The following is a 14,336-nucleotide window of genomic DNA, read 5'->3' as shown; positions in this document are numbered from 1 at the left end:
GCAGCCGCTCAAGGCTTGCGCGTCGGTGTCTCGACCGATGCCGAGGCGCACTATGGCCCCGTGGTCAGTGCCGCCCACAAGGCGCGCATCGAATCCTATATCCAGATGGGCGTAGACGAAGGTGCAGACCTGGTGCTCGATGGACGCGGGTTCTCGCTGCAAGGTTATGAGAACGGCTTCTTCCTGGCGCCGACCCTGTTCGATCNCGTTACCGCTGGCATGAAATCCTATCAGGATGAAATCTTCGGCCCNGTATTGCAGATGGTACGCGCCCAATCGTTTGAGGANGCCCTCAGCCTGCCGAGCCGCCACCCTTACGGCAACGGTGTCGCCATCTTCACACGTAATGGCGATGCCGCACGCAGCTTCGCTGATCAGGTCGAGGTCGGCATGGTGGGCATCAATGTGCCGATCCCGGTGCCCGTNGCCTATCANAGCTTTGGCGGCTGGAAGCGTTCGGGCTTTGGCGATCTGAACCAGTACGGCATGGATGGCGTGCGCTTCTACACGCGTGTCAAGACCATCACCCAGCGCTGGCCGCAAGGCGGCGCTGTCAGCGATCAGAGCTTTGTCATCCCGACCATGGCCTAGGGTCGGGGGCCACACAGCGATAAAAGGTCTGGCTTGATATCGCTTAGGTTATATGTTTTGGGTCTGACGCCTTGGTGGCGCCGCTCCCGCCTTACCCATCGGATGGTTGGGGCGGGAGCGGCGCGCCATAGGTACGTATCAGCGGAACCGGTTGACAGCCGGCGGTAACCAAACCCATCAGAACGACCCCATGGCCATTATCCCCAGAGAGCGCATGCTTCAAGATACCCGCCAATCCGAGATCTACAATTTGCTGCAATTACATCGCAGTTGCGCCATCTCGGACCTTGCGCAACGCTTCGACGTCAGTGATGAAACGATCCGCCGCGATATTCGCCAACTGGAAGCCGAAGGGCAGGCCTATCGCGTCCGCGGCGGCGTAACGCTGAAAGAGAATGCGGTAGAAGCACCCTATCTGGTGCGCAGGAACCAAAATGCCGAAAAAAAGCAAGCCATAGCCCTGAAGGCTTCGGAACTTGTGGAAGACGGCATGACGGTCCTCATCGATTCCGGTTCGACCGCGTACTGGCTCTGCAAGGCCTTATCCAAGCAGCGAAATCTGACCGTCATCACCAACGCCCTGGATGTAGCGCGGGAGATGGCCGGTAAGAACGGCGCCAAGGTCTTTTTCGGTGGTGGTGCCATTGACAGTGACTATCAGTCGAGTTTCGGCCGTGAAACCGAAGCCTTTATGAGCAGCTTCACCCCGGAAATAGCCTTCTTTTCGATTGGCGCCGTCGATTCAAGGCGCGGACTGCTCGATTTCCACTATCCGGAAGCGTCGATGAAAGCGGGCCTCGCGGCCCTTGCGTCGCGGGTTGTCGCCTTGGCGGACTCGTCCAAGTTCGAGCGTCAGGGTATCGTGAAGGCGCTCGACTTCAAACAAATTGATATCTTTGTCACCGATGCCCTGCCGCCCAGGCAAATCCTTGACGCCTTGGATGAGGTGGAAGTGCAGATTGGCTAGGGCTTGAAGCCTTGTTCAGCAAGGCTGAGATCGGTTCTTAGATTTATGGCGTTGCGGTAAGGGGGTGTTGGTATTTTTGTCCTGATCAACACAGAAAGTGGATCAATCCACAAAAATGCAACACCAAGGCAAATAAACCTCACAAATCACCACATTTTCCGTCATAAAATACACAACTGTCACATAGCATCGGTAAGCGTCCTCTCCGTGGCCGGCCGCGGGGGGCATTTCCTTTTGCATCGCGATCGCTCCGCACCCTGTTTTTTCACGGAGAGATTTTATGAAGAATATGCTCATGATGGGCGCAGCCGCAGGCGCGCTTGTTTTTCTCGCCGCGCCCTCGTTCGCGCAAACCGCACCCCAGGCCGCTCCGGATACGACAAGCGGTCAAGCCACGTCAGAAGAGACCGCCACGGAAGTGGTCGTCACCGGCTTTCGCAAGTCCCTCAGCGATGCGCGCCGTATCAAGCGCGATGCGACCATCCAGAAAGACGTGATTGTCGCCGAAGACATGGCGAAGTTCCCGGAACTGAACCTGGCGGAATCGATGCAGCGCCTGCCGGGTGTGCAGATCACCCGCGAAGCCGGTGAAGGCCGCCGGATATCTTTGCGTGGTCTGGGGCCTGATTTCGCTCGCGTGCAACTGAACGGCATGGAAGTTCTGGGCAATGTCGATTCCGCCCAGGACAGCCGTGGCCAGCGTTCGCGCGACCGCTCTTTCGACTTCAACATCTTCGCCTCGGAACTGTTCTCGAAGGTGGAGGTCGAGAAGACCTTCCAGGCGTCGCAAAACGAAGGCGGCATGGGCGGCACGGTCGGCCTGTTCACCGGCAAGCCATTCGACTATGGCGTTGGCTCCAAGGGCGCCGTGTCTCTCAAGCTCGGCACCAACGAATACACCAAGGATGCGCAGCCGCGTATCGCCGCGCTCTACAGCCACAACTGGGACAACAAGTTCGGCGTGGCCTTCTCAGTTGCTTACAGCAAGCGCGAGACCACGGAACAGGGTCACAATACTTACAACTACAGCCAACTGGCCAAGACCGTTATAGATCCTGATCCGACTAAAACTGTTGATGAGGCAGGTGACCTTGTCAGAGCCGGTCTGGATATTTCCAACCTGAGCGCCGAAAAGCAAGCCCGGTTCCTCGCCGGCGACCTCTATTTCGCCGATGGCAACCGCCTCTCTTCCTGGAACGCGAAGCAGGAGCGGCTGGGCCTGACGGGCGCCGTACAATGGCGTCCGACGGAAAACGTTCTGCTGACGTTGGACGTGCTGCATGGCGAATTCACCACGCACCGCGAGGAACTCCACCTCGCCACGCGACCCATAGAAGGCCTTGGCTCCACGACTCTGGACACGGCGGCGGGTTCACCATACCCCGCGCAGTACCGGACGGCGACGGTTCTCAACGATTTCACGGTCGATAAGACCGGCTACGTTACCATGACGGATGCGTCCAACGTCACCTTCGGCAGCGAGAACCGCCGTTCGCTGAACGAAAACCGCTTTGATCAGATCGCATTGACCGGCAAGTGGGACGTCTCTGACCGCCTCTTTATCGACGGTCATATCGGTTATGAGAAGTCGACCTACGAGACTCCTTATGACGACAAGCTTTACATGCGCGCCAAGGGCAATCTCGTCGCCAATTACGGCGCCGACGGTCAATCGGCTTCGTTCAACTATTCGGGCTGGGACACGACGAATCCGGACAACTACGTGATGGATAACTTCTATTATCGCGGTTTCCACAATGCCTCGGAACTCAAGGAAGGTGTGCTGAATGCGCGCTACAACCTGTCCGACATCTGGACCCTGCGCGCCGGTGTGGCCTATCACCGTTTCGCTCAGGATGGCATCGACCTGTTCTATGACGGCAATGTCAACGGCACCACGGCCAAGACGCGCGGCACCTCCGTGGCTGGCATCACCTCCGTCTACACCAACGAATTTGGCTCGTGGCTGATCGGCGACTACGACAAGGCCTTTAAGAAGTACAACGAGTACCACCGCTTTGAGACCAATAAGGATGGTTCGGGCGGTGCGCTCCAGGATATCGAGAACGTTTACGACACCTCGGAAGAGACGGTTTCCTGGTATGCGCAGGCGGACTGGGACAGCGAACTCATGGGTAAGCGTTTCCGTGGAAATCTCGGCCTGCGTGGTTACAGCACCGACACCCACTCGACCGGCTGGATTCAAGGTGACAACTATGCCTATCTCGGCACGACCGACGTGAAGGGGAGCTATTCGGGCGTTCTGCCATCGATGAATACGGTGCTTGAACTGACGCCGGACGTGCTGGTGCGCTTCGCCGCCACGCAGAACCTGAACCGTCCGGGTATCGGTTCGATGGCGGCCAAGGGCAGTGCCTTCTCGGACAAAGAAATCGGTACTGGCACGGGTGACTGTCAGATTGCCGTGGACGGGAAAAACAATTGCGACATCTCGGCGGAGCGCGGCAACCCCAACCTCAAGCCCTACAAGGACAATACATTTGACCTGGCCGTCGAATACTATTTCGGCAAGGTGGGCCTGCTTTCGATCGGCGTCTACCAGAAGGACATCACCAACTTCATCACTTCGGATACCTATAGTGTCGAGGATGGCAATGAGCTTACCTTTGCACAGGCAGAGATCCCGGTAGCCACAATTCGGGGTGCAACGGCCAACACCATCATCAATGAGTTCAAGATGCCGGTCAACGCTGATGGCAGCATTAAGCTGACTGGTGTGGAAGTGGTGGCGCAAAGCCAACTCTCCTTCCTGCCGGCGCCTTTCGATAATTTCGGTGTGACGGCGAACTACTCCCATGTGGACGCGCCTACGATCACCGGCATCTCGAAGAACAGCTATAACGCCACGCTGTATTACGAAACCAAGACCTGGGGCGGTCGCGTCTCGCTTAGCCACCGTGACAAATGGTTCAGCGGAAATAGTGCTAGCGTAATGAGTGCCGGTACGCGCGGCTTCGAGGCTTCAACCTATGTCGATGCGGCGGCCTTCTACAACGTCAATGACAAGCTTCAGATCACCCTGAACGGTATCAACCTGACCAACCAGAAGGACACGCAGTTCTGGGGCCAGAACGAGTACCTCTACAATCAGAATCAAAGCGGCGCGACCTACATGGTCGGGCTCAGCTATAAATTCTGATAATAAACTCTGCTAAAGCAGGCGCTCCCATCTCCCTTCCGGAGGTGGGAGCGCTTTTGCCGTTGTAAACCATGATCGTATCCCACAGCCACCGGTTCATTTTCGCCGCCGTTCCCAAGACCGGCACCCACGCCGTGCGCCAGGCCTTGCGCGAACATATGGACGAGACGGACTTTGAGCAGGTAGGCCTGTTCGTCAACAAGCGCTTCCCCTGGGCGGATCTGGCCGCAATCCAGCATGGTCACCTGTCCCTGCGCCAGGTGCGGCCCTATCTCGGCTATGACGCCTTCGACAGCTATTTCAAGTTCGCCTTTGTGCGCAATCCCTTCGACCGCTTCGTCTCCTACTGCGCTTTCATGCTGCGCGGCGGCGATGACTTTCAGCAGCACCCGCGCGAGGCGATGTATCATTTTCTGTTCCGGGCGCCGCCGGAAAACCATATCCTGTTCCAGCCTCAGGCGGCTCTGCTGACGGATGATGACGGTCAAACCCTCCTGACGCATATAGTCGGCCGCGTTGAGACGATGCAAGAGTCGTATGACGCGATCTGTGCGCGTATCGGCATAGCCTCGCGCCCGCTAGACCGCGTCAACGGTACGAAGCGCGGCGACTATCGTGACTATTACGACCAGACCCTGATCGACGGTGTCAGCGCCCGTTATGCGCAGGATCTGGAGCTTTTCGGCTACAGCTTTGAAGGCATCCGATGAACGCCAATCCGCGCAAGACGACAACGGTTCTAAAGCTTGGTCCGGTCGATATCACCGCGCTGAAGGCGGCCGTGCTGGCGATCCCCGAAGACGTCTGGGACGCGGAAAATGCCGCCAAACCGAACCGATTCGAGGTGCTGGATGCCACGCGCCACATCGTCTTTCGCTTTGTCGACAGCCCGCTTGACTGGCGCCATTCCCATGATCGCGCGGGGTGGCAGCCATGGCAGGGTCTGCTGGAGCCGGTCTTGGCGCAAGCCGTCCGAGACTATGGTTATAGCAGCGGTGTCTTCCCACGGGTCATGCTGGCCCGAATGCCGGCAGGCGGCGTCATCCATCCGCATATCGACGCCAACCCCGCCGCAAAATGGCCGCACAAGATTCATGTCCCGCTGACGACCCATGCCGGAGTGGTCTCTTTCTTCGGCGGTGAAGAACACTATTTCCCGCCCGCAGAGGCTGTGGAGGTCAACAATCTGGGGCCGCATTGGGTGCGCAATAACGGCGACACCGACCGCATCCATCTGATCTTTGAATACTATGATGCCGACCAGCCCGATCCGGCCTGGCTGGAGCCTTTGCTTGCCGGTGCGCAACGATGACGGCGGAGCGCGATGCCTTGTTACAGGAAGCCAGAGACCAGCGCATACGCCAGCGCGTCCCTGAAGCCCTGGCCACACTTGCGCGGCTGGAGGCCCTCCATCCCGGTTTCAGCCGTCTCTATCAGGAGCGCGGCCATTGCCATGTTCTGCTGGGTAATGCGCCAGACGCCATCAAGGCCCTGCAAGACGCCGTGCGCCTCAACCCGACCCTGCCGGCGAGCTGGGACATGCTGCAGCAGCTTTACCGCATGGTGGGCGACACGGACAATGCAGCAACGGCGGCGCAGCATCTGGTGACGTTGAAGCACCTGCCGTCAGAGGTGGTGGTGGCCAACAGCCTCCTTGCCGATGGTGATTTGGCGCCTGCAGAGGATATTCTTCGCGACCACCTGCGCAAGGACAGCGGCAATGTTGGCGCCCTGCGTTTGCTGGCGCGTATTTGCCAGGAACGGAATGCGCCGGATGAGGCCGAGGCTGTGTTGCAAGGCGTACTGGCGCGTGCGCCCGACTACCACGCGGCGCGCCTGGATTACGCCATGGTGCTGTTGCAGCAACAAAAGCATGAGGAAGCCCGAAGCCAGGCCGAGCATTTGCTAAGCCACGATCCGCACAACCGCGACTATCTCAAGAGTTACGCCGCCGCCTGCGTGGGGTTAGGCGACCATGAGCCTGTGATCGACATTTATGAAAGCCTGCTGGCCGGGCTTTCATCGGGGCATGAAATGGCCGATCTGCGACTGTGGCGGGCCAACGCGCTGAAAATCACCGGTCGCAGCCAGGAAGCCATCGCAGACTATCGTGCCTCACTGGACGCGCGGCCAAAGAATAGCGTCGCCTGGTTTGGCCTCGCCAACCTCAAGACCTACGCTTTCAGCGACGATGATATCGCGAGCATGCAGGCTTTAGACGCAAGGCCTGATCTTCAGGATATGGACCGGGTGTATTTAGGTTTTGCGCTCGGCAAGGCTTTAGAGGACCGCGGCGATTACGAAGCCTCGTGGGGCCATTATGCACTTGGCAACAAGGTGCGGCGCATGACCTCGCGCTATCGTCCGGAGGTCGTAGAAGCCTGCGTGAACAGGTTGAAGCAGGTCTTCACCGCTGAATTTTTTGCGGAACGCGATGGCCGGGGCGTGGACGACACAACTCCCATCTTTATCGTGGGCTTGCCGCGTTCGGGTTCGACCCTGATCGAGCAGATTCTGGCCTCTCATTCTGGCGTGGAAGGCACGCAGGAACTGACTGAAATCGGCGGCTACGCAGGTGAAATTTGTGGTCGCGATCCCTATTGTGGTTTGCCGTTCGATCTGGAGGCGATGCAGCGTGTGACCGCCGATGAGGCCCATAGGCTTGGTGAGCGCTTCCTCGCAGAGACCCGCACCTATCGCCGGTTGGGCCGGCCATTCTTTATCGACAAGATGCCCAACAATTTCTGGCACATCGGTCTGATTCATATGATCTTGCCGCGGGCCATCATCATCGATGTGCGGCGCGAACCTATGGCCGGATGCTTTAGCAATCTCAAGCAGTTGTTCGGCACGACCAATCAGGAATTCACCTACGACCTTGACGACATCGCCCGCTATTATCGCAGCTATCTTGACCTGATGCGGCACTGGGATGATGTGCTGCCCGGCCGCGTCCTGAGGGTGCACTATGAGGATGTGGTGGACGATCTTGACGGCAGTGTGCGGCGGATGCTGGGCCATTGCAGTTTATCCTTCGAGCCCGCCTGCCTGACCTTCTATGAGACCAGACGCAGCGTGCGCACCCCCAGTTCCGAACAGGTGCGCCAGCCCATCCGTCGGGAAGGGCTTGACCAATGGCAACACTTTACCCCCTGGCTTGGAAGCCTGCGGGATGCGCTGGGTGATGCTATGACCCGCTACAGGGATTAATCATGAAACTCTCACGCCCCTTTTTCCAACTCCCTGTCCTGTTTGACGTGGCGCGACTGCAAGCCGAAGTCGCGGCCTTGCCGGCAGAGGCCTGGGTGCCCCACCCGGATAATGTGCCGGGTAACAGCGCGGCGCGGCTGATTAGCGCCGGAGGGGAAGAGACAGATTCCGTCCACGGTCAGATGCGCGCCACCCAATGGCTTGAGGCCATGCCCTATATGCGCCAGGTTCTGGCCGGGTTTGGCGTGGTGTGGAGCCGTTCACGGCTGATGCGCCTGGCACCCGGCGCGGGCGTGCCCGAACATGCCGATATCAACTATCACTGGCATACGCGCGTGCGTGTGCACATCCCGGTCTTTACGCAAACCGGAGTCCGTTTTCACTGTGATGGTCAATCGGTGCACATGGATACGGGCGAGGCCTGGATCTTCGATAACTGGCGGCGGCACCATGTGGAAAATAACGCGACGAGAGATCGCATCCATCTTGTGGCCGATACCACGGGCACCGCGGCGTTCTGGCAATTTGCCTGCGGGCAACAGCCGCCGCGCGCGCAATGGCCGACGGTGGCGTGGCGGCACGGCATCACGCCCAACCTGCTTGCCGAAAGCGATCAGCGAACGCCGGTCATGCCGGCGGCAGAAGTGCAGTGGCTGATCGATGACCTGTGCGCCGAACTGACGGTGGCCCATGATGCGACTGACAGCCGCATGCGCGCGGTGCAGTTCAGCCGGCTGCTGGAGAGCTTTGTGCAGGATTGGCGTCAGCTCTGTGCTCTGCATGGTATCAGCGGGCGAGGGCGGGCCGAATTCCTGCGGCTGGCCCACGCCGTGCACGCGGCCGCCTTACCGCTTGCTGAGGGTCTTGTTATGCGCACCAATGCGGCAAATGCAATGCTGGTGCTGGAAAAACGCGTGCTGCAACATCTGGTCGCAGAGGATCTTCAGGCTGCGAACGCGGAATAGGCTCAAGGCGTCTGTAAGCCTGATTTGTCCAAACCGGTACGTTGAGATAACGCTTATCGGAGGCCTGAGTAAGACAAGAAGGACGCGTCATCTCGGTCTGCGCCAGGCGCTGCCTCTGACGTCCATTGGGGGGCAAAGCTCTCCTGGCAGGCCACGGCAGAAGGCCGCCCGAAATAATAGCCCTGAAACTTGTCGACGCCGATTTCGTACAGGGTCTTGGCCTGGGCGAAGGTTTCAACGCCTTCGGCAATCACCTCAAAACCAAATCGTCGCGCGATCATGACAGCGCTTTCGACAATCACTCGGCCCTGCCCATCAATGTCATTGACAAAATGGCGGTCGATTTTGACTCCGGTCACGGGGAATCTGTGCAGACGCGAGAGAGAGGAATAGCCGGTGCCGAAGTCATCAATGTGAATCTCGACGCCGAGTTCGCGCAGGTTTTTGACACAGCCCAAAACCTGTTCAAGATGTTCGTCATCGAAAAGGGATTCGGTGACTTCGATCTCCAGCCGCGCTGGGCTGAGGCCTGTCCGGTTAAGGATCTGAACGACCTTGAGATCAAATTGTCCGTGAAGCAGTTGTTTGATGGAGGCATTGACCGCAACCTTGACCCCGGCGCCGTCCTGGCCCCAATTGACGGCGTCCGTACAGGCGCGCTCAAGGGCCCAGTCTCCCAGGGCCACGATCCTGTCGGTATCTTCTGCCAGTTTTATGAATTCATCGGGGCTTATGGCGCCCAGAACAGGGTGCTTCCAGCGGGCAAGGGCTTCCTGAGCCACCACGCGACCCGTTTTGGCGCTGATGATAGGCTGATAGGCCAGACTGAGTTCGTCTGTGCCGATGGCTTCACCCAGGGCGCGGCTCAGATCATATCTGCGGCGCTGAATTTCCGCGTAGGTTTCACTATAGGCGAGGGCGCGTCCACGCTCGGTGCGCTTGACCTCGGTCACCGCCAGATCCGCCGCGTGAATGACGTCTGTAAAGGACTTGTCGTCATCAGGGTAGAGCGCCAACCCGATGCTGACGCCCAGTCTGATGGTTTCGCCGTTAAGCGTGAAAGGCAGGCTGACCGCCTGGATAATTTGGTCAGACAGGCTATGAACCCGGTCGGGCGCGTCTATTGTGCGGGGGACCGCCACGATAAATTCGTCTCCGCCCCAGCGGGCCAGTATGGCGTCCGGCGGCAACTGGGTTTTGATCTGCTCCGCCACGCTGACCAGGACGCGGTCCCCGATGTCGTGTCCCAGGGCGTCATTGATCTGCTTGAAACGATCGAGATCCAGAAACATCACAGCGACAGATGAGGTATTATTATCTTTTATGAAGGCCCTGGCCCATTCCATCAGTCCGCGCCGGTTGGGTAGATGTGTCAGGGCGTCCAGATACGCAATCTCTTTCAGGGCACGGGTGCGATCAATGATCTTTGTTTCGAGCGTGCCATTCAGATCCTTCAGATCCGCAATCAGCTTGATGTTCTCGTGCTGCAAATTCAGGCTTTGGCGCAGAATGGTATTGTTGTTGGTATGGCTCACGAGCATCACAACCCAGAACACCAAACCCAGCGTTGCAATAGCGATATCGACGGGGCTAAAGATGGCGAGCGCTAAAGACGCTGGGATCAGTAATATGCTGATATAGGTTCGTCCTTCATATTTCAGCGCGGCGGTGACACCCGTGGCGCCGCCCGCCAAGGCGGAAATGATGATGATCAAGGTGTACTTTGATATGCATCCTGCATGCTTAGCTTCGCCGTCGATGACCGCGCAGGCCAGCACAGCCCACAAAAGGGCTGAGGCACATAACCACATGCCGTAATTTCTCTGCCAATATTCAATCTGACGCGGGGCATCGACCGAGCCCGATTTTACGGCGGACCGGTGTCTTACCCAATCAAACAAGCGAATAGCGGATAAAGCCAGCATCAAGGTGAGCCAAACCCAGGCAAGTTTGTAGCCTTCCCCGCCGACCGTACAAGCGGCTCCTATCGCCGCGGCGATATTCACGCACAGCATCGGCGGTATGTTTTTGTACGCAACCTCTACCAGCTTGGCCTGAAGGCGTTCGGCTGTCTTGATATCTGACCTCATCTCAACCTGCCGTCCTGGTGTCTATCGGGCAAAATAAACACCATGAGTTTTATAATTGGCAATTTTAGCGTCCGGTAAAAACTTTAGGGCGGCTATCGCCACACGAAAATTCACGATCATAAATCCTGGTCTTTGGCAGAACCCGCACAGGTCGCGTGACAAGCCTAGCGCTTGGAAAACGAGTCCGTGAACAACGTTACGCCAATTTCACTAACGCTCAGTTTACAAAAGAAATGTTCGATATCTACAGAGGGCCGCGCAGGCGTGCTGTAAAAGCAGGCTATCGGAGGCTTCAAAATTCGCTGGATTAAAACGGGTGATCGCTCATTGCACTCCCGCGGCGGAGTTTTGTGAATTTTTTATAAAAATCTGCGTGTTGTCCCAAGCCTTGCGTCTCTCGCTTTGGGGGGCGGCGTCGTGTCGCCCTGTCTCGCTGAGGACTCACATGACAAAACGCAATTTCAAACAAGGCCTGATGGCTTCGGCCCTTACGGTAATGACGCTCGGCATGGCCTGGACGGCTGCCCATGCCCAGGATGCGGCGCCCACCGATACTGAGGCTGCTGACCAATCGACCGTCGTCGTGGTCTACGCCACCCGCGATAAGGCCATCAACGCCCAGATGAAGGCCATCAACACCATTTCGGTCCTGTCCAAGGACGATCTTGATCACACGGCCGTGCACAATGTGGCCGAAGCGCTCGGCACCTTGCCCGGCGTCAATGTCATGAACACCGGCAATTCCTTCTTCGGCGGCATCGATGGCGCCTCGCGCGGCGAGGGCATGTTCGTGTCGCTGCGCGGCATGAACAGCGAATATAATGTCAACATGATCAATGGCGTGACGGTGGCGCAGGGTATGCCCTATTCGCGCGGCGTCCAGCTGTCGCTGCTGCCGCCTTCCGGTCTGCAAACCATCGTGCTCAACCTGACCTCGACCGCCGATATGGACGGCGACGCCATCGGTGGTACGGTCGATTTCCGCACGCCGACGGCCTTCAACTTCTCCGACAAAACCCATGCCAGCGTTACCCTGTCGGGCCGTCTGGAAAGCCGTGCGCGCGATTACGATGACTCCGGCCTCGGCGGCGGCATCGCTGGTGAATACGCCACCAAGTTTGGCCCGAATGGGCAGTTCGGCGTCTATGGCAGCCTTTTCTACGACGAACGCGCCTACGCCAACTCGGAATCGGCCGGCCTCATGGCGGCAACGAACGACGGCGGCTGGGATTACTTGGTCATGGACGCTCCGACGAACGGCAAGAGCTACCCCGGCCTAGACAAGCAAGCCAATATGGTCCAGACCGGTATCAATGTCGGCGTATCAAACGGTTCGACCAAGCGCTGGGGCGGCAATCTGTCCTTTGACTGGAATGTCGACGACACCCTCAGCCTCTATGCCCGCGCCTCCTACGCCCGTGCCGATACCGAGCAGAACTCCACCCTGTCGCAATACGCCAGCGCCTCCAAGAGCCACAACCAAGTCGGCACGACTGATCGCTACGCCCTGAGCGTCGACCAGATTTCAACCCGCGTCTGGTATGAAACCAATCCGGAAGTAGCGACCCTCTCCACCTTTACTTTGGGCGGTGAGAAGCGCGCCGGCGCCTGGACCCTCTCGCCCAGCGTCTTCATGAGCTATGGCAATAATGACCGGCCCGACCATATCGAAACCTCGGCGCGCATCAATCAAAGCGATAACTACAATCATGGCAGCAATCGCCCGCTCGGTGGTCTGTCTATCGGCTATGACAACAACGGCTTCCCGATCCCGCTCTATACGACCGACATCTATAACGACCTCAACCATTCGGACACCGCGCTTCTGGCCCGTCGTTCCGGTCAGTTGACCGAGAGCTTCTCCAACCAGACTAAGGGTGGCTTCAAGCTCGATGCCCGCTATGACGCCGATGGCGGTGCACTGCAGTACATCAAGACCGGCTTCAAGTTTACCGATAGCCTGCGCCGCGTCACCAACCGTGACTGGACCAATGCCCACTTTGCCAACTCTTTAGGGCACGGCGGCGAGACCTGGGCGTCGCTCGGCATCGCTGATGGCGAATATAGCTCTGTCTTCCCCGGCGTTTATAACTGGGCTGTCCCCAAGGTGAATGAATCCGTTCTGCTGGATTACTTCAACAAGTTCAGAACCGTAGAAAGCTTCGATACCTGCGTGGGTTATGACAAAACCACCGCTCAAACCATTCAGAAAAGCTATGACGACAATTACAACTGTAACACCCAGAAGGGCACGGAAGCCGTTACGGCTGCCTATGTCATGGCAGATTACAAGTTCGGTAATCTCGAAGTCCTGCCTGGCCTGCGCTATGAACACGCCCAGATCGACAATACCTACTGGGTGCGCGCCTCTGACGACAGCACGGAAGGTACTAAAGACGTTTCTCATTTTGAGAGCAACCGCGTCGAATATGACAAGGTGTTGCCGAGCGTCTTCCTCAACTATCGTCCCGCCGGCAATGCCGTTTATCGTGCCTCGATCTGGACGTCCTACACCCGTCCGCCTTTCACCCAACTGGGCGGTGGCGCGCAGACCTCAACCTCCGACGATGGCACCACGACCATTACCAAAGGCAATCCGAACCTGAAGGCCATCGACGCGGTCAACTATGACCTGGCCGCAGAATGGACGACTTCGGCCGGCGGTCACGCCCAGATCTCGGCCTATTACAAGGCCCTGTCGCACTACATCTTCGACAATGGCAGCAACTACCTCAATGGCACCAAAGCCATTGAAGGCCAGGTGAAGACGAACATGCCGGAAAATGGTGGCGATGGGCATGTCACCGGCCTGGAAGCGCAGATCCGCCAGAAGTTCACCACCCTGCCGGGCTGGATGAGCGGGTTTGGGCTCGCTGGTAACGCCACCCGCCAGTGGACAATCGTTGATCTGGGGTCAGATCTTGGTAGCGGCCAGAAGAAGCCGATTCAAAACGCTCCGGAATGGCTCGCCAACGCCTCGATCTTCTACGAGAAGTATGGCATGAGCCTCGACCTCAACTACGGCTACAAGGGCGCGTATCTCGCCAACTACGCCGTGATCGGTGGCGTCGATGTCTGGGTGAAGCCAACCCGTCGCGTCGACTTGCACGCCGGCTACAAGGTCAATGACCATGTGAAGATCGACCTGTCGGTCGCCAACCTGCTGAAAGACTACAGCTACTGGGCGCATGTCGGCAAGCGTGCCTTCGCCATCAATGACATTGTCGATACCGGCCGCACCACCTTGCTGACCGTAAAGTACGACTACTGATCCCCGGAACGCCGTCCGGTAGGCGTTCCGACCGGCGTTCTTAACTTGGAGCGGAAGGCCACAAGGCTTTCCGCTCCTCTTT

Annotated in this window: 9 protein-coding genes; 8 read left to right on the top strand and 1 reads right to left on the bottom strand. The window is 58.1% G+C overall.

The genetic code is table 11. The features are described from left to right. The 7 genes from B060_RS0120465 to B060_RS0120435 form a co-directional block, all read left to right on the top strand. A partial coding sequence (locus B060_RS0120465) for an aldehyde dehydrogenase family protein (protein ID WP_018083681.1) occupies positions 1 to 591 on the top strand: 591 nt, incomplete at its 5' end. Between the two features lie 214 nt (positions 592 to 805). Further along, a complete protein-coding gene (locus tag B060_RS25370) occupies positions 806 to 1,558 on the top strand; it encodes a DeoR/GlpR family DNA-binding transcription regulator (RefSeq protein ID WP_018083680.1) in 753 nt (250 codons plus the stop codon). 280 nt (positions 1,559 to 1,838) lie between these two features. Continuing rightward, positions 1,839 to 4,718 (top strand): TonB-dependent receptor, encoded by a 2,880-nt coding sequence (locus tag B060_RS0120455; RefSeq protein ID WP_023447429.1) that lies wholly within the window; start codon positions 1,839 to 1,841, stop codon positions 4,716 to 4,718. A 71-nt stretch (positions 4,719 to 4,789) separates the two neighbouring features. Next, entirely contained in the window at positions 4,790 to 5,428 is a 639-nt protein-coding gene (locus tag B060_RS0120450; RefSeq protein WP_018083677.1) for a sulfotransferase family 2 domain-containing protein, read from the top strand. Next, on the top strand, positions 5,425 to 6,030 hold the full coding sequence (locus B060_RS0120445; protein WP_018083676.1) for an aspartyl/asparaginyl beta-hydroxylase domain-containing protein: 606 nt from the start codon (positions 5,425 to 5,427) through the stop codon (positions 6,028 to 6,030). Before B060_RS0120450 ends, B060_RS0120445 begins: the two co-directional genes overlap by 4 nt. After that, a complete protein-coding gene (locus tag B060_RS0120440) occupies positions 6,027 to 7,928 on the top strand; it encodes a tetratricopeptide repeat-containing sulfotransferase family protein (RefSeq protein WP_018083675.1) in 1,902 nt (633 codons plus the stop codon). Before B060_RS0120445 ends, B060_RS0120440 begins: the two co-directional genes overlap by 4 nt. Positions 7,929 to 7,930: 2 nt before the next feature. Beyond that, positions 7,931 to 8,893, top strand: a complete 963-nt coding sequence (locus tag B060_RS0120435) for an aspartyl/asparaginyl beta-hydroxylase domain-containing protein (protein ID WP_018083674.1) — start codon at positions 7,931 to 7,933, stop codon at positions 8,891 to 8,893. 53 nt (positions 8,894 to 8,946) lie between these two features. Here the strand turns inward: B060_RS0120435 and B060_RS26310 are convergent, their stop codons facing one another. Further along, entirely contained in the window at positions 8,947 to 10,983 is a 2,037-nt protein-coding gene (locus B060_RS26310) for a putative bifunctional diguanylate cyclase/phosphodiesterase (protein ID WP_018083673.1), read from the bottom strand. Positions 10,984 to 11,428: 445 nt separating this feature from the next. Here B060_RS26310 and B060_RS0120425 point away from each other — a divergent pair, with 445 nt between their 5' ends. After that, positions 11,429 to 14,254: a TonB-dependent receptor gene (locus B060_RS0120425; RefSeq protein WP_018083672.1), complete on the top strand. Its 2,826-nt coding sequence runs from the start codon at positions 11,429 to 11,431 to the stop codon at positions 14,252 to 14,254. Positions 14,255 to 14,336: the final 82 nt, after the last annotated feature.

Source organism: Asticcacaulis benevestitus DSM 16100 = ATCC BAA-896 (genome assembly GCF_000376105.1).
Lineage (GTDB): Bacteria > Pseudomonadota > Alphaproteobacteria > Caulobacterales > Caulobacteraceae > Asticcacaulis > Asticcacaulis benevestitus.
This window is presented reverse-complemented; position numbering and strand designations above follow the sequence as displayed.